The 23,546-nt window shown below is 64.5% G+C and carries 28 protein-coding genes; 16 read left to right on the top strand and 12 right to left on the bottom strand.

The genetic code is table 11. The annotated features are described in order from the left end of the window. The first annotated feature begins 101 nt into the window (after window positions 1–101). Together NOF55_RS19680 and NOF55_RS19675 are read left to right on the top strand one after the other, a co-directional pair. Window positions 102–851: a Bax inhibitor-1/YccA family protein gene (locus NOF55_RS19680; RefSeq protein WP_306412819.1), complete on the top strand. Its 750-nt coding sequence runs from the start codon at window positions 102–104 to the stop codon at window positions 849–851. Between the two features lie 117 nt (window positions 852–968). Next, complete coding sequence (locus NOF55_RS19675) at window positions 969–1,526, top strand: GNAT family N-acetyltransferase (RefSeq protein WP_306412818.1); 558 nt, start codon at window positions 969–971, stop codon at window positions 1,524–1,526. Between the two features lie 25 nt (window positions 1,527–1,551). Here NOF55_RS19675 and NOF55_RS19670 read toward each other — a convergent pair whose 3' ends face one another. The 4 genes from NOF55_RS19670 to NOF55_RS19655 form a co-directional block, all read right to left on the bottom strand. Next, the gene (locus tag NOF55_RS19670; protein WP_306412817.1) at window positions 1,552–1,941 is read right to left on the bottom strand and encodes a DUF2794 domain-containing protein; all 390 of its coding nucleotides are present in this window, start codon (window positions 1,939–1,941) and stop codon (window positions 1,552–1,554) included. Window positions 1,942–2,215: 274 nt separating this feature from the next. Then, a complete protein-coding gene (locus NOF55_RS19665) occupies window positions 2,216–2,962 on the bottom strand; it encodes a DUF1223 domain-containing protein (RefSeq protein WP_306412816.1) in 747 nt (248 codons plus the stop codon). A gap of 239 nt (window positions 2,963–3,201) precedes the next feature. Further along, on the bottom strand, window positions 3,202–5,895 hold the full coding sequence (acnA, locus tag NOF55_RS19660) for an aconitate hydratase AcnA (RefSeq protein ID WP_306412815.1): 2,694 nt from the start codon (window positions 5,893–5,895) through the stop codon (window positions 3,202–3,204). Between the two features lie 56 nt (window positions 5,896–5,951). Then, window positions 5,952–6,107 carry a hypothetical protein gene (locus NOF55_RS19655; protein WP_306412814.1) on the bottom strand — a complete coding sequence of 52 codons (156 nt, stop codon included), beginning with the start codon at window positions 6,105–6,107 and terminating at the stop codon, window positions 5,952–5,954. A 58-nt stretch (window positions 6,108–6,165) separates the two neighbouring features. Here NOF55_RS19655 and ccmA point away from each other — a divergent pair, with 58 nt between their 5' ends. The 5 genes from ccmA (at window position 6,166) to NOF55_RS19630 (ending at window position 9,259) form a co-directional block, all read left to right on the top strand. Then, window positions 6,166–6,813, top strand: a complete 648-nt coding sequence (ccmA, locus tag NOF55_RS19650; protein WP_306412813.1) for a heme ABC exporter ATP-binding protein CcmA — start codon at window positions 6,166–6,168, stop codon at window positions 6,811–6,813. Window positions 6,814–7,006: 193 nt separating this feature from the next. Continuing rightward, window positions 7,007–7,666 carry a heme exporter protein CcmB gene (gene ccmB / locus NOF55_RS19645; RefSeq protein WP_306412812.1) on the top strand — a complete coding sequence of 220 codons (660 nt, stop codon included), beginning with the start codon at window positions 7,007–7,009 and terminating at the stop codon, window positions 7,664–7,666. A gap of 44 nt (window positions 7,667–7,710) precedes the next feature. Further along, window positions 7,711–8,481 carry a heme ABC transporter permease gene (locus NOF55_RS19640; RefSeq protein WP_306412811.1) on the top strand — a complete coding sequence of 257 codons (771 nt, stop codon included), beginning with the start codon at window positions 7,711–7,713 and terminating at the stop codon, window positions 8,479–8,481. Beyond that, window positions 8,478–8,654: a heme exporter protein CcmD gene (ccmD, locus tag NOF55_RS19635; RefSeq protein ID WP_306412810.1), complete on the top strand. Its 177-nt coding sequence runs from the start codon at window positions 8,478–8,480 to the stop codon at window positions 8,652–8,654. The genes NOF55_RS19640 and ccmD overlap by 4 nt, the downstream gene beginning before the upstream one ends. After that, window positions 8,651–9,259, top strand: a complete 609-nt coding sequence (locus tag NOF55_RS19630) for a DsbE family thiol:disulfide interchange protein (protein ID WP_306412809.1) — start codon at window positions 8,651–8,653, stop codon at window positions 9,257–9,259. The genes ccmD and NOF55_RS19630 overlap by 4 nt, the downstream gene beginning before the upstream one ends. 30 nt (window positions 9,260–9,289) lie before the next feature. Here NOF55_RS19630 and NOF55_RS19625 read toward each other — a convergent pair whose 3' ends face one another. The 6 genes from NOF55_RS19625 to NOF55_RS19600 all read right to left on the bottom strand — a co-directional run bounded on the left by NOF55_RS19625 (window position 9,290) and on the right by NOF55_RS19600 (window position 15,253). After that, entirely contained in the window at window positions 9,290–9,871 is a 582-nt protein-coding gene (locus tag NOF55_RS19625) for a DUF2585 domain-containing protein (RefSeq protein ID WP_306412808.1), read from the bottom strand. Further along, window positions 9,868–10,524, bottom strand: a complete 657-nt coding sequence (locus NOF55_RS19620; protein ID WP_306412807.1) for a septation protein A — start codon at window positions 10,522–10,524, stop codon at window positions 9,868–9,870. The genes NOF55_RS19625 and NOF55_RS19620 overlap by 4 nt, the downstream gene beginning before the upstream one ends. 5 nt (window positions 10,525–10,529) lie before the next feature. After that, window positions 10,530–11,795, bottom strand: coding sequence for a signal recognition particle-docking protein FtsY (gene ftsY, locus NOF55_RS19615; RefSeq protein ID WP_306412806.1), 1,266 nt, complete (start codon window positions 11,793–11,795; stop codon window positions 10,530–10,532). Between the two features lie 84 nt (window positions 11,796–11,879). After that, a complete protein-coding gene (mtaB, locus tag NOF55_RS19610; RefSeq protein WP_306412805.1) occupies window positions 11,880–13,244 on the bottom strand; it encodes a tRNA (N(6)-L-threonylcarbamoyladenosine(37)-C(2))-methylthiotransferase MtaB in 1,365 nt (454 codons plus the stop codon). Then, on the bottom strand, window positions 13,166–14,071 hold the full coding sequence (gene dapF, locus NOF55_RS19605) for a diaminopimelate epimerase (RefSeq protein ID WP_306412804.1): 906 nt from the start codon (window positions 14,069–14,071) through the stop codon (window positions 13,166–13,168). The genes mtaB and dapF overlap by 79 nt, the downstream gene beginning before the upstream one ends. Window positions 14,072–14,182: 111 nt before the next feature. After that, entirely contained in the window at window positions 14,183–15,253 is a 1,071-nt protein-coding gene (locus tag NOF55_RS19600; protein ID WP_306412803.1) for an MBL fold metallo-hydrolase, read from the bottom strand. A 296-nt stretch (window positions 15,254–15,549) separates the two neighbouring features. On the opposite strand from NOF55_RS19600, the gene ffh reads away from it, so the two are divergent. The 7 genes from ffh to rplS all read left to right on the top strand — a co-directional run bounded on the left by ffh (window position 15,550) and on the right by rplS (window position 20,265). After that, the gene (gene ffh, locus NOF55_RS19595; protein WP_306412802.1) at window positions 15,550–17,109 is read left to right on the top strand and encodes a signal recognition particle protein; all 1,560 of its coding nucleotides are present in this window, start codon (window positions 15,550–15,552) and stop codon (window positions 17,107–17,109) included. A 12-nt stretch (window positions 17,110–17,121) separates the two neighbouring features. Next, window positions 17,122–17,430: a chorismate mutase gene (locus NOF55_RS19590; RefSeq protein ID WP_306412801.1), complete on the top strand. Its 309-nt coding sequence runs from the start codon at window positions 17,122–17,124 to the stop codon at window positions 17,428–17,430. 55 nt (window positions 17,431–17,485) lie between these two features. Next, window positions 17,486–17,848 (top strand): 30S ribosomal protein S16, encoded by a 363-nt coding sequence (gene rpsP, locus NOF55_RS19585; protein ID WP_306412800.1) that lies wholly within the window; start codon window positions 17,486–17,488, stop codon window positions 17,846–17,848. Between the two features lie 105 nt (window positions 17,849–17,953). Then, window positions 17,954–18,505 (top strand): ribosome maturation factor RimM, encoded by a 552-nt coding sequence (gene rimM, locus NOF55_RS19580; RefSeq protein WP_306412799.1) that lies wholly within the window; start codon window positions 17,954–17,956, stop codon window positions 18,503–18,505. A gap of 5 nt (window positions 18,506–18,510) precedes the next feature. Continuing rightward, entirely contained in the window at window positions 18,511–19,212 is a 702-nt protein-coding gene (gene trmD, locus NOF55_RS19575) for a tRNA (guanosine(37)-N1)-methyltransferase TrmD (RefSeq protein WP_306412922.1), read from the top strand. Continuing rightward, window positions 19,209–19,565, top strand: coding sequence for a DUF4260 domain-containing protein (locus tag NOF55_RS19570; protein WP_306412798.1), 357 nt, complete (start codon window positions 19,209–19,211; stop codon window positions 19,563–19,565). Before trmD ends, NOF55_RS19570 begins: the two co-directional genes overlap by 4 nt. A gap of 193 nt (window positions 19,566–19,758) precedes the next feature. Further along, entirely contained in the window at window positions 19,759–20,265 is a 507-nt protein-coding gene (rplS, locus tag NOF55_RS19565) for a 50S ribosomal protein L19 (protein WP_306412797.1), read from the top strand. A gap of 9 nt (window positions 20,266–20,274) precedes the next feature. Here rplS and NOF55_RS19560 read toward each other — a convergent pair whose 3' ends face one another. Further along, window positions 20,275–20,577, bottom strand: a complete 303-nt coding sequence (locus NOF55_RS19560; RefSeq protein ID WP_306412928.1) for a hypothetical protein — start codon at window positions 20,575–20,577, stop codon at window positions 20,275–20,277. Here NOF55_RS19560 and leuC point away from each other — a divergent pair. Further along, window positions 20,576–21,985 (top strand): 3-isopropylmalate dehydratase large subunit, encoded by a 1,410-nt coding sequence (gene leuC, locus NOF55_RS19555; protein WP_306412796.1) that lies wholly within the window; start codon window positions 20,576–20,578, stop codon window positions 21,983–21,985. The genes NOF55_RS19560 and leuC overlap by 2 nt on opposite strands. Before the next feature lie 60 nt (window positions 21,986–22,045). On the opposite strand, the gene NOF55_RS19550 is transcribed toward leuC, so the two are convergent. Continuing rightward, window positions 22,046–22,597 carry a L,D-transpeptidase family protein gene (locus tag NOF55_RS19550; RefSeq protein WP_306412795.1) on the bottom strand — a complete coding sequence of 184 codons (552 nt, stop codon included), beginning with the start codon at window positions 22,595–22,597 and terminating at the stop codon, window positions 22,046–22,048. A gap of 155 nt (window positions 22,598–22,752) precedes the next feature. Here NOF55_RS19550 and NOF55_RS19545 point away from each other — a divergent pair, with 155 nt between their 5' ends. Beyond that, entirely contained in the window at window positions 22,753–23,436 is a 684-nt protein-coding gene (locus NOF55_RS19545) for a response regulator transcription factor (RefSeq protein ID WP_306412794.1), read from the top strand. Window positions 23,437–23,546: the final 110 nt, after the last annotated feature.

Below are 23,546 nucleotides of genomic sequence, written 5' to 3'. Positions count from 1 at the left end.
ATTTCACGCATGCTTGCTGTAGCTCCGCAGCGGCGCACGGGTTTATTGTGCTAAGGGTATCCCGACACCGTATCAACTTCGGAGCTTCGAAAGAGGAAACAATGGCAGACTTCAATAATTACCAGAACCGGATGACGCAGTCGCGCGCCCAGGTCGGTGTCGACATCGATCAGGGTCTGCGGTCCTACATGCTGAAGGTTTACAACCTGATGGCGCTCGGTCTGGCGATTACCGGCCTTGCCGCCTTCCTGACCTTCAACATGGCCGTTTCCGACGGCGCGCTCACCCCATTCGGTCAGGCGCTCTACGCCAGCCCGCTCAAGTGGGTCGTCATGTTCGCCCCGCTCGGTCTCGTGTTCTTCCTGAGCTTCCGCATCTCGTCGATGAGCGTGGCCGCAGCCCAGACGACGTTCTGGATCTACGCTGCCGTCATGGGCCTGTCGCTGTCGTCCATCTTCCTGGTCTTCACCGGCCAGAGCATCGTGCAGACGTTCTTCGTGACGGCCGCCTCGTTCGGCGCCCTGTCGCTGTACGGCTACACGACGAAGAAGGACCTGTCGGCCCTCGGCTCGTTCCTGATCATGGGCGTGTTCGGCCTGATCATCGCCTCGATCGTCAACATCTTCCTCGCCTCTTCGGCGCTTCAGTTTGCCATCTCGGCCATCGGCGTTCTCGTCTTCGCCGGCCTGACGGCCTACGATACGCAGAAGATCAAGGAAATGTACTTCGATGGCGACGACGCGCTCGTCGCAGGCCGCAAGGCCATCATGGGCGCCCTGACGCTCTACCTCGACTTCATCAACCTCTTCATGTTCCTGCTTCAGTTCCTGGGCAACCGGAACGACAACTAAGAAGCGGAACCCGGAAAAAGGGTTTGGAAAAGGCGGCCTCCGGGCCGCCTTTTTTCATGGCTTGAACGGGTCGGCGGGATGTGGAAAGAAGGAGCGTCTTCGTTCCGGTTCAAGCCCATGTCCTGTTCCATCCGCCCCGCCGTTCCAGCCGATATTCCCGCGATCCAGGCGATCTACGAGGAAGCGGTCCTCAACGGCACGGCGTCCTACGAAATCGTCGCGCCGGGGATCGAGGAAATGCGGAACCGCTTTCTCGCCATCACCGGCAACGGCTATCCTTATCTCGCCGCAGTGGACGATGAGGGGCGCCTGCTCGGCTATGCCTATGCCTCGGCGTTCCGGACGCGCCCGGCCTATCGCTGGCTGGTGGAGGATTCGATCTATATCGCCGCCGATGCGCGCGGGCGGGGGATCGGCAGGCTTCTGCTGGCGGCGCTGATCGAACGGACGACGGCTCTCGGGTTCCGGCAGATGGTCGCGGTCATCGGCGGGGCAAGTCCCGCGTCGATCGCCGTGCATGCGGCGGCGGGGTTCTCGATGGTGGGACGGATCGAAGGTTCGGGGTTCAAGCTGGACCAGTGGCTCGATACGGTGTTCATGCAGCTCGCACTCGGCGAAGGCACCACGACACCGCCGGACATGACGGCCTATCCGGCTGCCGGCCGCGACCCGTAGGCCGCAAGCCGGGGCGATCAGTGGATCAATCCTTCTCGACCAGTTTCAGCACCTTGTCGAAGACCTTCAGCACCTGCGGCAGTTCGTGTCCGCGCTTGAGGATCATACCGGTGGCGTTCACGACGCTGTAGGCGCCCTGCCTGGCGGCGAGCCTGGGGTTCTTTTCGATGCGGAAAAGCGGTATCTCGCCCGCCCGCTTGAAGACGGAGAACACGGCCTTCTCCTTCATGTGGTCTATGGCATAGTCGCGCCATTCGCCTTCGCCGACCATGCGGCCGTAAATGCGGAGAATGGCGTCCAGTTCCTTGCGGTGGAACGTGACGGGAGCAGGGTCGTCGCGGCTTTGCCGGTACTCTCCGAGATTGATCACCGAGGTTTGGTTTTCTTCGGCTTTCGCATCCGAACGATCGCTCATTGGGCCTCGCCGCGTCGATTCATGGCAGATTGGTGACAGTCTGACTGCGAATCGCGAAAAAGCAAGCCATCAAACGGGCAGGGAGCAGCGACGGCAGGAAATTTTGGCCTGTCGCAATTCGAACAAAACAGTGCCGCAATTCTGGAGCCATTCTAGCGGCGTTGGTTTGGTGCGCTTCGCGCCAAAAAGGTCCGGGTTCGGTTGTGCATTGACCCTTACCCCAGCCCCCAGATGCCTTCAGGCCCGGACCGCCAACGCCTTCCCTCCGATAATATTACGGTGTCAGGATCGTCGCCCCGATGATGGCGGCGGGCGCCCCGTCGTCCTTGGCCGTCTGAAGCAGGACGGCGCAGCCATCCTTACCCGGTCCCTTTTTCATTTTCATGACGCTCGTCGGCAAGGTGATGCGCAAGGGCAGCCCTTCCCACATGCCGACCGTCTGAACGTCGTAAACGCTGTTCCAGTAGGTGGCCTTGCGGCCCTTGTTCTGGCCCTTGAGCACCTCGACCGACTGGACCCGCCGGAAATAGGCGACCACGACCTCGGCCTTGCCCTGGCCGCCGCCGATCTCGATGCCCAGTTCGCCGTTGCGCAATGTCGCCGAAACGGGCACGGTCAGCCCGGCGCCCTTGTTGCCGAACGTGTCGAGGCGCGCATTGATGCCGACGAGATCCGCGCCGTTCACATGGTCGCGGCCGTTGATGATCGCCTGCGGCGTATAGACGTTGCTGCGGCCGAGGCTTTTCGCGTAACCGTACTGGCGCTGGGTGTTTTCCTGGGTGCCGAGCGTATCCGACCAGCCCAGATAGTTCCAGTAGTCGACATGATAGGCAAGCGCCACGACGTCGCCCTGCCGGACGAGCTTCTCGAAAACCGCGTCGGCCGGCGGGCAGGAGACGCATCCCTGCGCCGTGAACAGTTCGACCACGCCCCGCGGCGCCGTCCCTTCGCCGCCAAGCGCCGTGGCCGGGGCAATGAGGCCGGCCATGACGGCCAGACATGTCAGCAGCTTTGGCGACATATGATTTCGCGATCCCTGGGTGTTTCCTGCGGCCTTTTCGGCCATTCTGCATTCCTGCGGAAAATCTCCGCGTTAACGGGAAAAGAATAGCTGTCCGGACAGGGCAAGCGGAAGTCACGTTGGGGTGAAATCGCCGTGAGACTTTCGCTCTCTTCATCCGTCCGCCGGACTTGCCGGTCTGTTCGTGAAAAAGCCGCCGGAACGGGTCCGGCGGCTCCTGTTGCTTGCGGCAGGGACGATCAGGCGGCGAGGTCGCGCAGAACCGTCTGGAGGATGCCGCCGTTCTCCATGTATGTGACCTCATCGAGCGTGTCGATGCGGCAGAGAAGCGGAACATCCTTCACCGTGCCGTCGGAATAGGTGATCCTGGCGATCTTCCTCTCGCGCGGCTTGATCTCGCCTTCCAGGCCCTCGATCGTGACGGTTTCGTCGCCCTTGAGGCCGAGGCTGGCCCAGGTGGTGCCCTCCTCGAAGGTGAAGGGAACGACGCCCATGCCGACCAGGTTCGAGCGGTGGATGCGCTCGAAGGACTGCGCGATCACGGCCTTCACGCCGAGCAGGTTCGTGCCCTTCGCAGCCCAGTCGCGCGAGGAGCCGTTGCCGTATTCGACGCCGGCGAAGATGACGAGCGGAACGCCCTCGGCCTTGTACTTCATGGCCGCATCGTAGATCGACAGCTCTTCCTTGGACGGATAGTGGATGGTGTAGCCACCTTCCTTGCCGTTCGGGCCGAGCATGTGGTTGCGGATGCGGATATTGGCGAAGGTGCCGCGCATCATGACTTCATGGTTGCCGCGGCGCGTGCCGTACTGGTTGAAGTCCGCGACCTGAACGCCGTTGTCCAGCAGGTAGCTGCCCGCCGGCGAGGCGGCCTTGATCGAGCCGGCCGGGGAAATGTGGTCGGTGGTGATCTTGTCGCCGAACAGGCCGAGGACGCGTGCGCCCCTGATGTCGGAGAGGCCGGCGCCCTTCTTCTGGATGCCCACGAAGTAGGGCGGGTTCTGGACGTAGGTGGACTTGTCGTCCCAGGCGTAGGTCTGGCCTTCCGGAACCTGAACGGCCTGCCAGTTGGCGTCGCCCTTGAACACGTCGGCATACTTGGTTTCGTAGAGTTCGCGCGTGACGTATTTCAGGATGAATTCCTGGATCTCGTGCGACGACGGCCAGATGTCCTTCAGGTAGACCGGGTTGCCGTCCGCGCCGGTGCCGAGCGGCTCCGTGGTCAGGTCCTTCTGGACCGTGCCGGCAAGCGCGTAGGCGACGACGAGCGGCGGCGAGGCCAGGTAGTTCGCCTGAACGTCTGGCGAGATGCGGCCTTCGAAGTTGCGGTTGCCCGAAAGCACGCCGGCGGTGATCAGCCCCTTGTCGTTGATCGTCTTCGAGATCGGCGCCGGCAGCGGGCCGGAATTGCCGATGCAGGTCGTGCAGCCGAAGCCGACGAGGTTGAAGCCGAGCGCGTCGAGGTCCTTCTGGAGGCCGGACTTTTCGAGATACTCGCCGACGACCTGCGATCCGGGGGCGAGCGAGGTCTTGACCCACGGCTTGGACTTCAGGCCCTTGGCGACGGCGTTGCGGGCGAGAAGGCCGGCGGCGATCAGCACGCTCGGGTTCGACGTGTTGGTGCAAGACGTGATGGCGGCAATGCAGACGTCGCCGTGGCCGAGGTCGAAATTCTCGCCTTCGACCGGATAGCGCGTGTCGATCTGGCCGGGCTTCTTGTAGTCGTTTTCAAGCGCCGTGGCGAAGTTCGGCGCGATGGTTTCGAGCGGCAGACGGCCTTCAGGACGCTTCGGGCCGGCCATCGAGGGAACGACGTCGTTAAGGTCGAGTTCCAGCGTGTCGGTGAAGACGAGGTCGGAGCCGTCGCCTTCGCGCCACATGCCTTGAGCCTTCGAATAGGCTTCGACCAGCGCGATGCGGTCCCTGGTGCGGCCGGACATGTTGAGGTAGTTGATGGTTTCGCCGTCTACGGGGAAGAAGCCGCAGGTCGCGCCGTATTCCGGACCCATGTTGCCGATGGTGGCGCGGTCGGCGAGCGGCATGTTGTCCATGCCGGGGCCGAAGAATTCGACGAACTTGGACACCACGCCCTTCTTGCGCAGCATCTGCACGACCGTCAGGACGAGGTCGGTGGCGGTGACGCCTTCCTTCAGCTTGCCGGTCAGCTTGAAGCCGATGACTTCCGGCAGGAGCATCGAGACCGGCTGGCCGAGCATGGCGGCTTCGGCTTCGATGCCGCCGACGCCCCAGCCCAGAACGCCGAGGCCGTTGATCATGGTCGTATGCGAGTCGGTGCCGACGCAGGTGTCGGGGTAGGCGATGGTCTCTCCGTCCTCTTCCTTCGTCCACACCGTCTGGCCGAGGTATTCGAGATTGACCTGATGACAGATGCCGGTGCCGGGCGGAACCACGCGGAAGTTCTCGAATGCCTGCTGGCCCCACTTCAGGAAGCGGTAGCGCTCGCCGTTGCGCTCGTATTCCAGCTCAACGTTGCGGGCGAAGGCCTGCGGCGTGCCGAATTCGTCGACGATGACCGAGTGGTCGATGACGAGGTCGACGGGAACGAGCGGGTTGATCTTTTCCGGATCGCCGCCAAGCGCCTTGATGCCGTCGCGCATGGCGGCAAGGTCGACGACGGCGGGAACGCCGGTGAAGTCCTGCATGAGCACGCGGGCCGGGCGGTAGGCGATTTCCGCTTCCTTGAGGCCCTTGTTGTTCAGCCATTCGGCGACCGCAAGGATGTCTTCCTTCTTGACGGAGCGGCCGTCTTCGTTGCGAAGCAGGTTCTCGAGCAGAACCTTCATCGAGTAGGGCAGCCGGGACACGCCGGCTAGGCCGTTTGCTTCAGCCTTCGGAAGGCTATAGTAAACATAATCCTTACCGTTCACCGAAAGGGTGGAACGGCAATTGAAACTGTCGAGCGATTTGGACACTGATGACCCCGTCTCTCACTGATAGCCAACACGATCGTGCGGACGCCTATGCACTGTCATGCAATCAGGATGCGGGTACGACCATTTCCGCTGTCCGCACGTAAAGCTGCTCCCGCAGCTTCTTGTTCGGCGCTTGGATGATGTTCACGCCGGCCGCTGGCGTGGTTGAAACTCATATAGATAATTTCTAAGAAAGGTGCCAGATCAACCAACGTTGAAATTCAACATTTTTTACGGTGCGATGCGGAATCGCCGGAAAGCGAGCCTTGTGTGGGGCTGATAGCGGACAAACTGGCTGCAAGACGCGGCGAAGACCTTCTTTTCGTTCATGTTTCCTTCACGCTCGAAGCGGGCGAGGCGCTTATCCTGACCGGCGCCAACGGTTCGGGAAAATCGACGCTTCTGCGCGTCGTCGCAGGGCTTTTGCGGCCCGAATCCGGGACGGTTTCCTATATGGCGAAGGAGGGCGGCGAGGCGCGACCGGCAGGCGAGGCGGCCCATTATCTCGGACATCGCAACGCCATGAAGCCCGAGCTTTCGGTGGAGGAGAACCTTTCCTTCTGGAAGGATTTTCTCAGTGATTCGCAGGGCGGGCAAGGGCTTTCCATCGGCGAGGCGGCCGAGGAGGTCGGCCTCGGCGGCATTGCCCATCTGCCTTTCGGCTATCTTTCCGCCGGCCAGCAGCGGCGCTTCGCCTTCGCCAAGCTGCTGGTCGCCTGGCGGCCGGTCTGGATACTCGACGAGCCGACGGCCGCCCTCGATGCAGCGGCGGACCGCATGTTCGCCCGGCTGGTTTCCCGCCATCTCGAAAAGGGCGGCATCGTTCTGGCCGCCACGCACCAGCCGCTCGGGCTGGAAGGCGCGAGGGAGTTGCGGATGAAGGGGTTTGCGGGCACGGCCGGGGAGCTGGCGGCGTGAGCGGCGGCAAGGGTGCGGGGTGCCGATACCCCCTCCGGCTGCCGCCATCTCCCCCACAAGGGGGGAGAACGATGGACACAGCGTTTATGCCCGATCTCGGAACGATGAGCGCGCCGCGGGTCTTCTCCCCCCTTGTGGGGGAGATGGCCGGCAGGCCAGAGGGGGCAGCGCCCTCTCTGCGGAGGACACCCGCATGATGGCGCTCTTTCTTCGTGACCTGAAACTGTCCGTGCGCGCTGGCGGCGGCGCGCTGATCGGGGTTCTCTTCTTCATGACCGTGGTGGCGGTGGTGCCGTTCGGCGTCGGGCCGGACCTCAACCTGCTGTCGCGGATCGGCCCGGCCATCGTCTGGATCGGCGCGCTGCTCGCTGCGCTGCTGGGGCTCGACCGGCTCTTTCAGGCCGAGCGCGACGACGGTTCGCTCGATCTCATCCTGATGCAGGACACGCCGCTGGCGCTCACCGTCTTCGTCAAGTGCCTGGCGCACTGGGCGGGCACGGGCCTGCCGCTCGTCATCGCCTCGCCCCTGCTTTCGCTGTTCATGAACATGAACGAGGTGGCCATCGGCGCCGTCATGCTGACGCTTCTCGTCGGCTCGCCGGCCATCACCTTCATCGGGGCGGTGGGGGCTGCGGTGGCCGTGGCGCTGCCGCGCGGCGGGCTGCTCGTGTCGATCCTCGTGCTGCCCTTCACCATTCCGGTGCTGATCTTCGGCGTGTCCGCGACCTATGCGGCGGTCGAGGACCCGGCGCCCTTCCTGCCGCCTTTCATGATACTCTCGGCGTTGACGCTCCTTTTCGCCGCCCTCGGTCCGCTGGCGGCGGCAGGTGCGCTGAGACAGAGTTCGGATTGACCAGGATCAATTGCGGGCGGCAGGTAGCGGGGTTAAATAGGATCATGAGCACAACCAGCCTAGTCCTGAACAAAGTTACCGGCCTTGCCAACCCGACGCGCTTCCTGGCGCTCTGTCGCAGCGTCCTTCCGTGGATGATCGGCCTGACCGGTCTTCTCTTCGCGCTCGGGCTCTACATGAGCTTTTCCGGCACCGGCGACTACCAGCAGGGCTATACCGTGCGCATCATGTATGTGCATGTGCCCGCCGCATGGCTGGCCATGATGTGTTATTCGGTCATGGCGGTTTCGGCGATCGGCACATTGGTCTGGCGCCATCCGCTGGCCGATGTCAGCCACCGGGCCGCAGCACCGCTCGGGGCCGCGTTCACGCTGATCGCGCTGATCACCGGCTCGCTCTGGGGCAAGCCGATGTGGGGCACCTGGTGGGTGTGGGATGCACGGCTGACCTCCGTGTTCATCCTGTTCCTGATGTATCTCGGGCTGATCGCGCTCAACCGTGCGATGGACGATCCGGCGAAGGCCGCGCGCGTTTCCTCGGTGCTGATCCTCGTCGGGTTCGTCAACATCCCGATCATCAAGTTCTCCGTCGAGTGGTGGAACACGCTGCATCAGCCCGCCAGCGTGATCCGCATGGACGGCCCGAGCATCGATCCGGTCTTCCTGTGGCCGCTTCTGGTGATGGCCGTTGCCTTCACCATGCTGTTTTTCACGCTGCATGTCGCAGCCATGCGCAACGAAATCTGGCGCCGGCGCGTTACGGCACAGCGGCGCCTGGCGGCCCGCATGGCCGGACGTGAGGAGGAACGCGGATGAGCCACACCTTCTATATCGCTGCTTCCTATGCCGTTACGGGTTTCGTGGTGGCCGTGCTCTGTCTCTGGGTCTGGCTCGACGGGCGGGGACGCCAGCGCGACCTTGCCGAGCTTGAAGCGGCCGGCCATCGCCGCCGTTCGGCCGCTAGGGCGGCGGCGGGCGAGGCGGCATGAGCGCGCAGGACCGGCCCCGGCAGGGCAGGCGCCGCCCCTATGGCCGCTATGCGCTGATGCTCGTTCCCCTGGCGCTGTTTGCCGGCTTCGCCGTCGTCAGCGGCAAGGTGCTCTATGATCAGGAAGTCCACGGCAAGGACATTTCCGCCATCCCCTCCGCGCTGATCGGCACGAAGGCGCCTTCGCTGGCGATGCCGCCGCTGGAAGGCTCCGGCACGCCGGCCCTGACGGATGCCGCGGTTCGGGGGCGGCTGACGCTCGTCAACGTCTTCGCCTCCTGGTGCGTTCCCTGCCGCGAGGAGCATCCGGTGCTGCTGGAACTGTCGAAGGACCCGCGCCTGACCGTCGTCGGCATCAACTACAAGGATCGCAACGACAATGCGCTGCGCTTCCTCGGCGAGCTGGGCAATCCGTTTCAGGCCATCGGCGTCGACCCCAACGGCAAGGCCGCCATCGACTGGGGCGTCTACGGGATTCCGGAAAGCTATCTGGTCGGAGCCGACGGAACGATCCTCTACAAGAAGGTCGGCCCGTTCGATCCGGTCAGCCTGAAGGAAGGGCTGCTGCCTGCGATCGAAAAGGCGCTCGCCGCACCGTCCTCCTGACAGGAGGAAGGAAGGGGCTGCCGGCCGGCGTCAGAGCGCGTCCTGCCAGGTCTTGATTGCCTCGACGGGATAGACGAGCATCAGCACGTTCAGCGTCAGATTGTCTCGGATGACGAACAGCGTCAGCAATTCGAAGGCAATGGCAAGGGCGACCGTGACCCAGACGGGCACGCGGGCGGCGAAGAGGAAGCCAAGCGCCATGAAGACGGTATCCATGCCCGAGTTCAGGATGCTGTCGCCGCTATAGCCAAGCGCCATCGTAGCGTTGCGGTAGCGGTCGATGATCATCGGCGAGTTCTCGGCGATTTCCCAGGCAGCCTCGATAAGGACGGCGAAGGAAAGCCGCGCCGCGAAAGGCTGGCTGCGCAACAGCAGCCAGGCGAGGCCGTAGAACAGGAAGCCGTGGATGATGTGCGACGGCGTATACCAGTCGGAGAGATGCTGGGAATTGCCGGAGGTGTTCACTCCCGGCTCGAACAGCTTGACGTAGCCGCATTCGCAGATCGGAACGCGGCCCATTGCATGGAGGATGACGACCTGCGCGACCAGAAGCGCGAAGGCGACGGCGAACCAGAAGAACCGGCGGCTGGCCGGCGGGGCTGCGATGCTCATTCCTTGCCTTTGCTCTCCGCCAGCGGCTCGAGCGAATGCTTCATGATGAGCGGCATCTGCGCCATCGTGAAGGCGATGGTGATGGGCATCGTGCCCCAGACCTTGAAGGCCACCCAGGCATCGGTCGAGAAGAGGCGCCAGACGACCTCGTTCAGGACCGCCAGAAACAGGAAGAAGATGCCCCAGCGCAGCGTCAGCTTGCGCCAGCCTTCCTCCGACAGCCGGAAAGCCGAATTGAAGACGTAGCCGAGCAGGGACTGGCCGAAGAACAGTCCGCCGAGCAGGATGGTGCCGAACAGCGCGTTCACGATGGTCGGCTTCATCTTGATGAAGGTGTCGTTCTGGAGCCAGAGCGTCAGCGCGCCGAAGACGAGAACCACGATGCCGGAAATCAGCGGCATCAGCGGCAGGCGGCGGGTCAGCAGCCAGGAGACGGAAAGGGCGATCGCCGTCGCGATCATGAACAGGCCGGTGGCGATGAAGATCGGGCCGCCGAACTCGGTGAGGACCGGGAAGTGCCGGCCGAGCCATTCGCCGCGGGCATTGGCGAAGAAGAAGACGAGCAGCGGCCCGAGTTCCAGCGCCATCTTGAGAAGGGGAGAAATCTTCTCCTCCATCTCCGTCCGTTCCTTGCGGTTGCTCTCGATGTCCATTCTTCTCACACTCCCGCAATCGCCCTGGCGAAGTCGCCGGCCTCGAACGGCTCCAGGTCGTCTATACCCTCGCCGACGCCGATGAAATAGACCGGCAGCTTGTGTTTGGCGGCGATGGCGACGAGGATGCCGCCGCGAGCCGTGCCATCCAATTTTGTCATAATCAGGCCGTTGACGCCGGCCACGTTGCGGAAAATCTCCACCTGGTTCATGGCGTTCTGGCCGGTGGTGGCGTCGAGCGTCTGGAGAACCGTGTGCGGCGCTTCCGGGTCGAGCTTGGCGAGGACGCGGACGATCTTTTCCAGTTCCGCCATCAGCTCGGTCTTGTTCTGGAGGCGGCCGGCGGTGTCGATGATGAGCACGTCGCTCTTTTTCGCCCGCGCCTGTTCGAAGGCGTCATAGGCGAGCCCCGCCGCGTCGGCCCCGAGCTTTGTGCCGATGAAGTCCGAGCCGGTGCGTTCGGCCCAGATCTTCAATTGCTCGATGGCCGCGGCGCGGAACGTGTCGCCCGCGGCGAGTGTGACCTTCAGGCCGGCGCCGGAAAGCTTGGCGGCGAGCTTGCCGATGGTGGTGGTCTTGCCCGTGCCGTTGACGCCGACGACGAGGACGACGTGCGGCTTGTGCGAAAGATCTAGCTTCAGCGGCTGGGCGACCGGCGTCAGCACTTTCTCGATCTCGGCGGCCATGATCCGGGCGACGTCCTCGCCGCTCACGTCCTTGCCGTAGCGTTCGGAAGACAGGGCGCCGGTGACGCGCATGGCGGTTTCGACGCCAAGATCGGACTGGATCAGCAGGTCTTCCAGTTCGTCGAGCGTGTCCTCGTCCAGCTTGCGCTTGGTGAAGAGGGCGGAGATTTTTTGCGTGAGTTGCGAGGAGGTGCGCGAAAGGCCGGCCCTGAGGCGCTGGAACCACGACAGTTGTGGCGCTTCCTCCGGCTGCGTCTCCTCTTCCGGTTCGTCTTCCGTCAGCGCGAAGCCGGCGGGCAGGGCGGGTGCTTCTTCTTCCGGAGCGATTGCTATGGGCGGTGCTTCGACGGGTTCCCCGGCCGGCGGCTCTTCAGCGCTTTCCGGCGCCTCGATGGTTTCCGGAAGGTCCTCGGCGGGAAGGATGGTTTCGGGCTCGTCGCCGGTCCGTTCGGAAGCCTGCTCGAAGGCAGTCTTGTCTTCCGCGACCGGTTCGCCGGCGGCGTCCTTCACCTCCGGCGCGGGCTTTTCCTCGTCTGCGGGACGCTCCTTGCCGAAGGAGAAGATGCGTTTGATGAAACCGGCCATAGGGCGTTATCCGTACTTCGTTTTTCGTGTCGTCGCTTGTCTTTTCGGAAAGAGGCTTTCCCTTTTCCTGACAAGCCCGGGAACTCAGGCGGCGTCGGCCGCTTCCGTGTCGATGATGAGGTGGCGGCCATTGTGACCGGCGATCACCGCCGGCACAAGATCGCCGGGCGTGAAGCCGGGCGTGGCCACGCTCGTGAAGTTTTCCGTATGCGCCATGCCGTTGTTCTCGATCAGCAGCGTCTGGCGCGTGCCGGCCATGCGGTCGAGATGGGCCGCATGCAGAGCCTCGCCCCGCGCCCGCAGCTTCGCGGCGCGTGTCTTGACGAGGCCGCGGTCGAGCTGTGGCATGCGGGCGGCGGGCGTTCCCGGGCGCGGGCTATAGGGAAAGACATGAAGCTGGCCGAGCCCGCATTCCTCCGCCAGCCGGGCGGAATTTTCCGCCGCCTCGTCCGTCTCGGTCGGGAAGCCGGCGATCATGTCGGCACTGAAGGCGATCTGCGGGCGCAGCGCGCGGGCGTCGCGACAGAAGCGGATGGCATCGGCGCGAAGATGGCGCCGCTTCATGCGCTTCAGGATCAGGTCGTCGCCGTGCTGGAGCGAGAGATGCAGGTGCGGCATGAAGCGCGGCTCGTCGGCGATCAGGTCCATCAGGTGGCGGTCCACCTCGATGCTGTCGATGGAGGAAAGGCGCAGCCTGAGGATATCCGGCACCTGCTTCAGAACGGTTTTCGCCAGAAGCCCCAGCGTCGGCGTTCCGGGCAGGTCCGCGCCGTAGCTGGTCGCGTCGACGCCGGTCAGCACCACTTCGCGATAGCCGCCTTCGGCGAGCCTGCGGGCCTGCTCCACCACGCCGCCCATCGGCACGGAGCGGGAATTGCCGCGCCCGTAGGGAATGACGCAGAAGGTGCAGCGGTGGTCGCAGCCGTTCTGGACCTGAAGGAAGGCGCGGACATGGCCGTCAATGGCCTTCACCATCTGCGGCGCGGTTTCCTTCACGCTCATGATGTCGTTGACGCGGATTTTTTCCTCGGCCGAGACGCCGAAATCGGGCAGGGAACGGTAGGAGGCGCTTTTCAGCTTCTCCTCGTTGCCGAGCACGGTGTCCACTTCCGGCATGGCGGCGAAGGCTTCCGCCTCCGTCTGCGCGCCGCAGCCGGTGACGATGATGCGGGCATGCGGGTTTTCGCGCCGCGCGCGGCGGATCGCCTGCCGGGCCTGCCGGGTCGCTTCGGCGGTGACGGCGCAGGTGTTGAACAGGATGGCGTTGTTCAGCCCCGCCTTCCCCGCCTCGGCGCGTATCACTTCCGATTCGTAGGTGTTGAGACGGCAGCCGAAGGTGATCACCTCGACGCCGCCCCTTTCGCAACGGCTCACTGGACTTCGGCTCCGGCTTCCGGCCTGCGTTCGAACGCGCCGGTTTCGGGGTCGAGCGCACCTGCCCATTCCCATTCGGCGGGGCCGGTCATGATGACGTGGTTGTCGCGCTCGCGCCATTCGATGGTCAGCCTGCCGCGGTTCGGACTGGAGGCGACGGTGATCTCGACCGTGCGGCCGGTGCGGCCGGTGCGGGCGCCGGAAACGGCGGCGGAACAGGCGGCGGAGCCGCAGGCGAGCGTCAGCCCCGCGCCGCGTTCCCAGGTGCGGGTGGTCATCGCATTCGGCGCGGTGACGTGCGCCAGGGTGATATTGGCCTTTTCCGGGAAGATCGGATGGTTTTCGAGCAGCGGGCCGAAGCGCTCCAGATCGAACGTCATCGGGTCGCGGTCGACCCAGAAGATCGCGTGCGGATTGCCCATCGACATGACCGAGGGCGAATGCAGCACGGGATTGTCGATCGGACCGATCTGAAGCTCGATGCGGCCGGTGTCGTGGAATTCCTCCGAAAGCGGAATGCGGTCCCATTCGAAGACGGGCTCGCCCATGTCGACGGAGATCGTGCCGTCCTCATGCTCCACCGCATTCAGGATGCCGGCGACCGTCTGGAAGGTGAAGGCCTTGCGGCCCGTTTCGGACGCGAGCGCCTGCACCACGCAGCGCGTGCCGTTGCCGCAGGCCTGCGCCTTGGAGCCGTCGCAGTTGAGGATGTCGATGAAGGCGTCGGTTCCCGCGATCTTCGGATCGTGGATCGCCATGATCTGGTCGAAGCGCGTGGCGGGGTCGGCGGCGAGCGCGATGGCGGCGGCGGGCGTCACCGCATCCTTGCGGCCGCGCATGTCCACGACCAGAATCCGGTTTCCCAGTCCGTTCATCTTGGCGAATTCGACCGTAGCGTTCATGCGTTTCTCGTCCTCGGCGGCGCCGTGCCCTTTCGTCTGCCGTATCCGGGATCGGGCACTCCCAGGTGGTATATGGCGGAAAGCGGTGGAAATTGCCAGTGCCGGCGCCGGTCAGGGCACGTCGAAAATCTCGCCGGGACGCATGGGCCGGAAGCGGTCCCGCGGCAGGTTGCGGGCGTCCAGCGCGGCGTGGAGCGCTTCGAGGGGCTCTCCGATCCCTTCGTCCGTCAGGCGGAAGGTGCCCCAGTGGTGGCCGGCGACATGGGCGGCGGCGCACAGCAGCATGCCTTCGACGGCCTCTTCCGGGTTCTGGTGCTGGGCGCGCATGAACCAGCGCGGCTCGTAGGCGCCGAAGGGCAGGTTGGCCAGCCGGAAGCCGCCATGCTTCTCGCGGGCGGCGCGATAATTGATGCCGCGGTGAAAGCCGGTGTCGCCGACATGGTAGATCCTGCCGCCGGGGGTCTCGATGACGAAGGCCGCCCAGAGCGCCATGCGCCGGTCGCCGAGGCCGCGCGCCGACCAGTGGTGGCAGGGTTCGCAATGCAGGACGACGCCCGGGGCGATCCCGGTCTGCGCGCCCCAGTCCACCACCTCGATGCGCGGGTCGCCCAGTTCCTTGCGGATGATCGCGTCGTTGCCGAGCGGCGTGACGAACATCGGCCGGTCGCGGGCCTGAAGGCGGGCGAGCGTTGCCAGGTCGAGATGGTCATAATGGTTGTGGGTGACGATGACGACGTCGACCGGCGGCAGGTCGGCGAAGGCGATGCCCGGTGCGTTGACACGCTTCGGCCCCGCGAAGGCGACGGGGCTGGCGCGTTCGGACCAGACGGGATCGGTGAGGATGTTGAGGCCCGCCGTCTGGATCAGGATGGAGGCATGGCCGGCCATCGTCACGACCAGCCGCCGGCCTTCGATGCGCTGATCGGGCCGGGCCGGCGGAAAGGGGCTCGGCCAGTGCTGCGGCCATTCGACCCTGCCGCCGCTGAAGCGCCAGCGCATGAGATCTGCGAAGGTGTTCGGCGGCTCGCCGCCCGGATTGAAGAAGTGTCGCCCGTCGAAATGGTCCGAAACCGGCCCGTCGTAATAGCGGTTGCGCGCATGGGCCTTGCTTGCGGCCAGGCCGCCGGCCGTTGCGAGAAGGGCCGCGATCCCGGCCCGGGTAAAGAAGGTGCGGCGGTTCATTGACGAAGTGATAGCGGCGGCGGCGACGGGTCGCAAGCGGTCGTTCGCACTTCCCGCAAATGTGAGAATGCGCCGGGGTGCTTGACTTTCCGGGCGTTTTCCTGTTTACCCCGCCCATCTGCGAAGAGACAAGCACTCCGAGCCGCCGACCGGGACCCGTCAGGGTATAAAGAGATCCCGGAGGTCAACATCCGACAGCGCGTTGCGCTCTCGGGTGCTTTTCGGTTTGCGCGTCTTGCATTTGCCGGTTTGGTATCCCAGCTTGCGGGAGATCCCGCAAGCGAAAGGAAAAGTCGATGTTCGAGAACCTCCAGGACCGTCTTGGTTCCATTCTGAATGGACTGACCGGCCGCGGCGCGCTCTCCGAGGCGGACGTCTCGGCGGCGCTGCGCGAGGTGCGCCGGGCGTTGCTCGAAGCGGATGTGGCGCTGGAAGTCGTGCGCGGCTTTACGGACCGCGTGCGTGAAAAGGCCGTCGGCGCGGAAGTGCTGAAGTCGATCAAGCCCGGCCAGATGGTCGTCAAGATCGTCCATGACGAACTCGTCGAGACGCTGGGTGCGGAAGGCGCGGTCATCGATCTTAATGCGCCGGCGCCGGTCGTCATCATGATGGTCGGTCTTCAGGGTTCGGGCAAGACGACGACCTCGGCGAAGATCGCCAAGCGGCTGACGGATCGCGAGCGCCGCAAGGTGCTGATGGCCTCGCTCGACACGCGCCGCCCGGCCGCACAGGAGCAACTGCGCCAGCTCGGGGTGCAGGCCGGCATCGAAACGCTGCCGGTCATCGCCGGGCAATCGCCGACCGATATTTCCGCCCGCGCCGTCCAGGCCGCGAAGCTCGGCGGTTACGATGTGGTGATCCTCGACACGGCCGGCCGCACCCATATCGACGAGCCGCTGATGGTCGAGATGGCCGAGATCAAGCGCCGCTCGGACCCGCATGAAATTCTTCTCGTCGCCGACTCGCTGACCGGTCAGGACGCCGTCAACCTTGCCCGCTCCTTCGACGAGCGCATCGGCATCACCGGCCTGGTGCTGACCCGCATGGACGGCGACGGGCGCGGCGGCGCCGCCCTTTCGATGCGCGCCGTCACCGGCAAGCCGATCAAGCTGATCGGCGTCGGCGAGAAGATGACGGAGCTGGAGGAGTTTCATCCCCGCCGGATCGCCGACCGCATCCTCGGCATGGGCGACATCGTCTCGCTGGTCGAGAAGGCGGCGGAGAACATCGACGCCGAGAAGGCCGTTGCGCTCGCGCAGCGCATGGCCAAGGGCAAGTTCGACCTGAACGACCTCGCCGACCAGCTTCGCCAGATGCAGAAGATGGGCGGCATGGGCGGCATCATGGGGCTGATGCCCGGCATGGCCGGCATGAAGGACAAGATGGCCTCCGCCGGTCTGGACGATCGCCTGTTCAAGCGCCAGCTCGCCATCATCTCGTCGATGACGCGGGCGGAGCGCGCCAATCCGGACCTGCTCAAGCATTCGCGCAAGAAGCGCATCGCCGCCGGCTCCGGCACGGACGCCTCCGACATCAACAAGCTGCTGAAGATGCACCGCGGCATGGGCGACATGATGAAGATGATGGGCGGCAAGGGCAAAGGCGGCATGATGAAGCAGATGATGGGCGGCCTCGCCGGCAAGATGGGGCTGGGCGGCGGCATGCCCGATCTGTCGAACATGGACCCCAAGCAGATCGAGGCGCTGGCCAAGCAGGCGGATGCCGCCGGCTTGACGAAGCCCGGTGCGCCGGGGCTTCCGGGGCTTGGCGCGGGCGGCCTTCCGGGGCTTGGCGGGGCGAAGCTTCCCGGTCTCGGCGGCCTGCCGGGACTGCCCGGCCTTCCCAGGAAGAAGTGAGGGCAGGACACCATGATCGATCCGGAAATCCGCGAGCAGCTTCTGAGCTATCGCCAGTCCATAGACAATATCGACGCAGCGCTGGTGCATATGCTGGCCGAGCGTTTCCGTTGCACCCAGGCCGTGGGGCATCTCAAGGCCAAGCATAGCCTGCCGCCGGCCGATCCGGCGCGGGAGGAATACCAGATCGAGCGCCTGCGCCGCCTTGCCAGGGACGCCCATCTCGATCCCGATTTCGCGGAGAAGTTCCTGAGCTTCATCATCAAGGAAGTGATCCGCCACCATGAAGCCATCGCCGCCGAACACGGCGGCCAGTCTTAAATCCCCGCCCGCAAGGCGGGCACTGATCACAGAAAACACCACAAGGAGTAAACCCATGTCCCTGAAGATTCGTCTCGCCCGCGGCGGTTCCAAGAAGCGTCCGTACTACCACATCGTCGTCGCCGACGCCCGCTCGCCGCGCGACGGCCGTTTCATCGAGAAGCTCGGTTCCTGGAACCCGATGCTCGGCAAGGACAACGAAAAGCGCGTCGAACTGAACGTCGAGCGCGTTCAGCATTGGCTCGGCAACGGCGCCCAGCCGACCGACCGCGTCCTGCGTTTCCTCGACCAGGCCGGTCTCGCCAAGCGCGACGCCAAGAGCAACCCGGAAAAGGCGAAGCCCGGCAAGAAGGCTCAGGAGCGCACCGCCGAGAAGGCCCAGAAGGCCGAGGAAGCTGCCGCCGCCGCTGCGGAATAAGCGGCTTTCCCCTTATATTCGACGGGCGGCGTGGCATCACGCCGCCCGTTTTCCGTTTCCAACGGAACCGTCTCCGGTTAAAAGGGGCGGATCAGGAGGCATGCGATGTCGAAACTCGAAAATCCGGTTCTGGTGGCGGTCGTCGGCGCGGCTCAGGGGCTGCGCGGGGAGGTGCGCGTGCGCTCCTTCACGGACGATCCGATGTCGATCGGTGATTACGGCCACCTGCATTCGGGCGACGGCCGCATCTTCGAGGTGCTTGAGGTCCGCGAGGGCAAGAACGTCGTCATCGTGCGTTTCCGCGGCGTCAACGACCGCAATGCGGCGGAAGCGCTGAACGGCCTCGAACTCTATATCGAGCGCGACAACCTGCCGGACGACGAGCTGGACGAGGACGAATTCTTCTATGCCGACCTCGAAGGGCTGGAGGTCGTCGACGCCGAGGGCCGCAGCTACGGCAATGTCAGCGCCGTCTACGATTTCGGCGCGGGCGATCTTCTGGAACTCAAGGGGCCCGGCAGGCGGCCCGTCCTCATTCCCTTCTCGGAGGCGGCCGTGCTGGAGATCGATCTGGACGGCGGCCGGCTGCTGATCGATCCGGTCGCCGCCGGGCTTGTCGACATCGACGGCGACAAGTCGCTGAAACCGGGCACGTGACCGCCATGCCCTTTCGCGCCACGGTCCTGACGCTCTATCCCGAGATGTTTCCCGGACACCTTCAATATTCGCTGTCGGGCAAGGCGCTGGAACGCGGCCAATGGCTGATCGAGACGGTGCAGATCCGCGATTTCGCCGCCGACCGGCACCGCACCGTGGACGATACGCCTGCCGGCGGCGGCGCCGGCATGGTGCTGAAGCCGGATATTCTGGCAAGCGCCATCGACCACGCCTCTCCTGCCGGCGACACGCGTCCCCGGCTGCTGATGAGCCCGCGCGGGCGGCCGCTGACCCAGAACCGGGTCCGGGAACTGGCGGCGGGGGACGGCTGCGTCATCGTCTGCGGGCGGTTCGAAGGCGTCGACCAGCGTGTCATCGAGGCGCGGGGGCTGGAAGAGGTCTCCATTGGCGATTACGTGCTGTCCGGCGGCGAGCCGGCGGCGCTGACGCTGCTCGATGCGGTGGTGCGCATTCTTCCGGGCGTGATGGGCAACGCGTTTTCGGGCGTCCATGAAAGCTTCGAGGGCGATCTTCTGGAGCATCCGCACTACACCCGCCCGCAGGTTTTCGAGGGCAAGGAAATACCGGCCGTCCTGACCTCCGGCAATCACGCCGCCATCGAGGGGTGGCGGCGGGAACAGGCGGAGGAACTGACCCGCGCGCGCCGTCCCGATCTGTGGACGGCCTACAGACGGGACAAGACGTGAAGCATCTGCTGCGGCTTGAAAATCTGGCCGTCGCGCTGATCGCGCTCGGCGGCTACTGGGCAACGGGCGCAAGCTGGACGCTGTTCGCCCTGCTCGTGCTGGCGCCGGATATCGCCATCCTCGCCTATCTTTTCGGGCCGCGTCTGGGGGCGATAGGCTATAATGCCGCGCACAGCTTCATCGGCGTCGCCCTGCTTGTCGTCGTCGGTCATCTCCTCGACTGGGGGCTTGCCCTGCCGGTCGCGCTGGTCTGGACCTTCCATATCGCCCTCGACCGGGCGCTCGGCTACGGCCTGAAATACGCAAGCGGCTTCACCGAGACGCATCTGGGGCCTATCGGCAAGGCGAAATAGGGTTTTGCCCGGCTCGGCCTGTTGATTCCGGGCCGGGGATAGTGTATGGCCCACCCGGAAAATACGGGTTCGCCCGTCTGCCGCAAACAAAGATCACGCAATCCGCTCCCGCCTTACGGCGCACCCCTGCGGAATACCCAAGGGGATGACGAGAGCGTTCTGGCTGATTGAGAAAAACCTAGAGGTTAGACCCATGACCAACATCATTCAGCAGCTCGAGGCCGAACAGGCCGCCAAGATCGAAGCCCAGCGCGTTCTGCCGGAATTTTCTCCGGGCGACACGGTTCGCGTCAACGTCCGCGTCAAGGAAGGCAACCGCACCCGCGTGCAGGCCTATGAAGGCGTCTGCATCGCCCGCTCCGGCGGCGGTCTGAACGAGAGCTTCACGGTTCGCAAGATCTCCTACGGCGAAGGCGTCGAGCGCGTGTTCCCGATCTATTCGCCGCTGGTCGAAAGCGTCGAAGTCGTGCGCCGCGGCAAGGTCCGCCGCGCCAAGCTCTACTACCTGCGCGACCGTCGCGGCAAGTCGGCTCGTATCGTCGAGAACACCGGCACTCGCGCCCGCAAGCTCAACGATGCCGAGCGCGCTGCCGTTGTTGCCGAAAAGGCCCGTCTGGAAGCCGAGAAGGTCGCTGCCGCCCAGGCTCTGGCCGCTGAAAAGGCTGCCGCCGAGGCGTCCACGGAAGCCACGAGCGAATAAGAATTCGTTTCATTCTTGCGGAAAAGGCGGTCTTCGGGCCGCCTTTTCCGTTTTTGCGTCTGTTTGAAGCGATTCCAGAGTTTCTTGCCGGCCGGGTGGAAATCTGGTATGGAAACCCTCATGGAATCCAAATTCGGTTGCGCAGATCAGAGAATTGTCGTGCTGCAGGATCATAAACGCCTGCCGGCACGCTTTTATGCGCAATTCTCCGGCGCGCTCCTCGCCCGACTTTCCTGATCCGGAAGCCGCCGGCTCTCCGGCCCCTTTCCTGTTTTCCAGAATTCCCCATTTTTTCGGACGGATGTGAATCATGAGCGCACCGCGTACCCTTTATGACAAGATCTGGGACGATCATGTCGTCGACACTCAGGACGACGGCACCTGTCTTCTCTATATCGACCGCCACCTCGTTCACGAGGTGACGTCGCCGCAGGCTTTCGAAGGCCTGCGCATGGCCGGCCGTCAGGTTCATGCGCCGCAGCGCACGCTGGCGGTCGTCGACCATAACGTGCCGACCTCGCCGGACCGCGTGAACGGCATCAAGAACGAGGAAAGCCGCATCCAGGTCGAGGCGCTGGCCCAGAACGCCAGGGACTTCGGCGTGGAGTATTATTCCGAGCGCGACAAGCGCCAGGGCATCGTGCATATCGTCGGCCCGGAGCAGGGCTTCACCCTGCCGGGCATGACGATCGTCTGCGGCGACAGCCACACCTCCACCCACGGCGCGTTCGGGTCCCTGGCCCACGGCATCGGCACGTCCGAGGTCGAGCACGTTCTGGCCACGCAGACGCTGATCCAGAAAAAGGCGAAGAACATGCTGGTGCGCGTCGACGGGACGCTGCCCGAAGGCGTGACGGCCAAGGACGTCATTCTCGCCATCATCGGCGAGATCGGCACCGCCGGCGGCACCGGCCACGTCATCGAGTTCGCCGGCGAGGCGATCCGCTCGCTTTCGATGGAAGGCCGCATGACGGTCTGCAACATGACGATCGAGGGCGGCGCCCGCGCCGGCCTGATCGCCCCCGACGAAACGACGTTCGACTATATCAGGACCAAGCCGCGCGCGCCGAAGGGCGAGGCGTGGGATCAGGCCGTCGCCTACTGGAAGACGCTCAAATCCGACGAGGGCGCGCATTTCGACCGCGTGGTGGTGCTCGACGGCGCCAACCTGCCGCCCATCGTCTCCTGGGGCTCCTCGCCGGAAGACGTGGTGTCCGTTCAGGGCGTCGTGCCGAACCCGGACGAGATTGCCGATGAAACGAAGCGCGTCTCCAAGTGGCGCGCCCTTGATTACATGGGCCTCAAGCCGGGCACCCGGATGACGGATATCACCATCGACCGCGTTTTCATCGGCTCCTGCACCAACGGGCGGATCGAGGACCTGCGGGCGGCTGCGCGCGTCGTCGAGGGCCGGAAGGTGGCCTCCACCGTCAGCGCCATGATCGTGCCGGGCTCCGGCCTCGTGAAGGAACAGGCCGAGGCCGAGGGGCTGGACAGGATCTTCAAGGATGCCGGCTTCGAATGGCGGGAGCCTGGCTGCTCCATGTGCCTTGCCATGAACGACGACCGCCTGAAGCCCTACGAGCGCTGCGCCTCGACGTCGAACCGCAATTTCGAGGGCCGTCAGGGCTACAAGGGCCGCACGCATCTGGTTTCGCCGGCGATGGCCGCCGCGGCCGCCATTGCCGGCTGCTTCGTGGATATTCGCGACTGGGCGTGAGACCCCGTTCCGAACACCTTGCGAAGGCCGGGCATTGCCCGGCCTTTTCGCGTCCGAACGTCACGGTGCGACGCGGACCGTCGTGCGGCGGCCAATATGGGGCAGAAGCCTCAGCATGTCGCGCCGGGCGATGGCGACGCAGCCGGCCGTCGGCTCGTATCCCGGCCGGATGAGGTGGAAGAAGATCGCCGATCCGCGTCCCTGCGCCCGGCAGGTCACGTTCCAGTCCATCACCAGAACGATGTCGTAAAGCCCATCCTCGCGCATCAACTCTTCGTGACTTTTCTTGAAGGGATGCGCGACCGGACGATTGTAATTGGCATCGCCGGGCGCATCGCACCACAGCATGGTGCGGCGAATCCGCTTCAGATCGAGGAGCGATTTCGCATCGGCGATCCGGTCGCCGCGCACGTATCCGCCGAGGATTCGCATGGATGCACGGGGTGTGGCACCGTCACCCTCGCGTTTGAAAGCCGTGATGCCTGATCGTCCGATGGCGGCTGGAATGCACAGCGGACCGGCCTGAAGAACGGCGCGCCGGCGGTCCCGCGGGGCGGCACGAACGAGGATCGTGCGGATGAACGTCGCGTTACCGGCCTTGAGGCGCCGCATTTTCTTCCCAATTTTCCCCATTGTGTCAGAAACCTGCAAAGCGCAAGGCTGTGCGACCATATAGCACGTTCGCGGCCGGCTTGAAGCTTTGGGCTTTTTGAACGCGCGAATTTCGCGTAAGAATGAATGGATTTGAGGAAAGGCGAAAGCAACGCATGACAGCCCGGACGATTCTTCTGGTGGACGACGACAACGATCTCCGGGAAATGCTGGTCGATCAGCTTTCGCTCTATGACGAATTCGAGCTGATCGAGGCCGATAGCGCGGCCAAGGCGCTGGACGCGGCGCAGGACAGCCGTATCGATCTGGCGGTGATGGATGTCGGCCTTCCCGACATGGACGGGCGCGAGGCGGTGAAGCTGATGCGCCGCAACGGCTTCAAGCCGCCGATCATCATGCTTACCGGCCACGATACCGATTCGGACACGATTCTCGGGCTGGAAGCCGGTGCGAACGACTATGTGACGAAACCGTTCCGCTTCGCCGTCCTGCTGGCGCGCATCCGTGCCCAGCTTCGCCAGTACGAGCAGAGCGAGGACGCGACCTTCACGGTCGGCCCCTATCTCTTCAAGCCCAGCCAGAAGCAGCTCACGACGGTCGACGGCAAGAAGATCCGCCTGACCGAGAAGGAAGCGGCCATCATCCGCTATCTTTACCGCGCCAGCCAGAAAGTCGTCACGCGCGATGTTCTGCTGGAGGAAGTCTGGGGCTATAATTCCGGCGTGACGACGCACACGCTCGAAACGCATGTCTACCGGCTGCGGCAGAAGATCGAACGCGATCCGTCCAACGCCGAAATCCTCGTGACGGAAAACGGCGGCTACAAGATCGTTCCTTAAAGCGTTTCCGGCGCGCAGCCGTTCTGTGCCCGGAAATGCGTGAAAACAAGCAGTTGGAGCGTTTTCGCGTTTCGGGGAAATGCGGAAACGGTCTTTCTCACCGACAGGGA

Source organism: Ectorhizobium quercum (genome assembly GCF_026552795.1).
Lineage (GTDB): Bacteria > Pseudomonadota > Alphaproteobacteria > Rhizobiales > Rhizobiaceae > Ectorhizobium > Ectorhizobium quercum.
The sequence above is the reverse complement of the archived record's forward strand: the minus strand, read 5'-3'. Positions and strand labels throughout refer to the sequence as shown.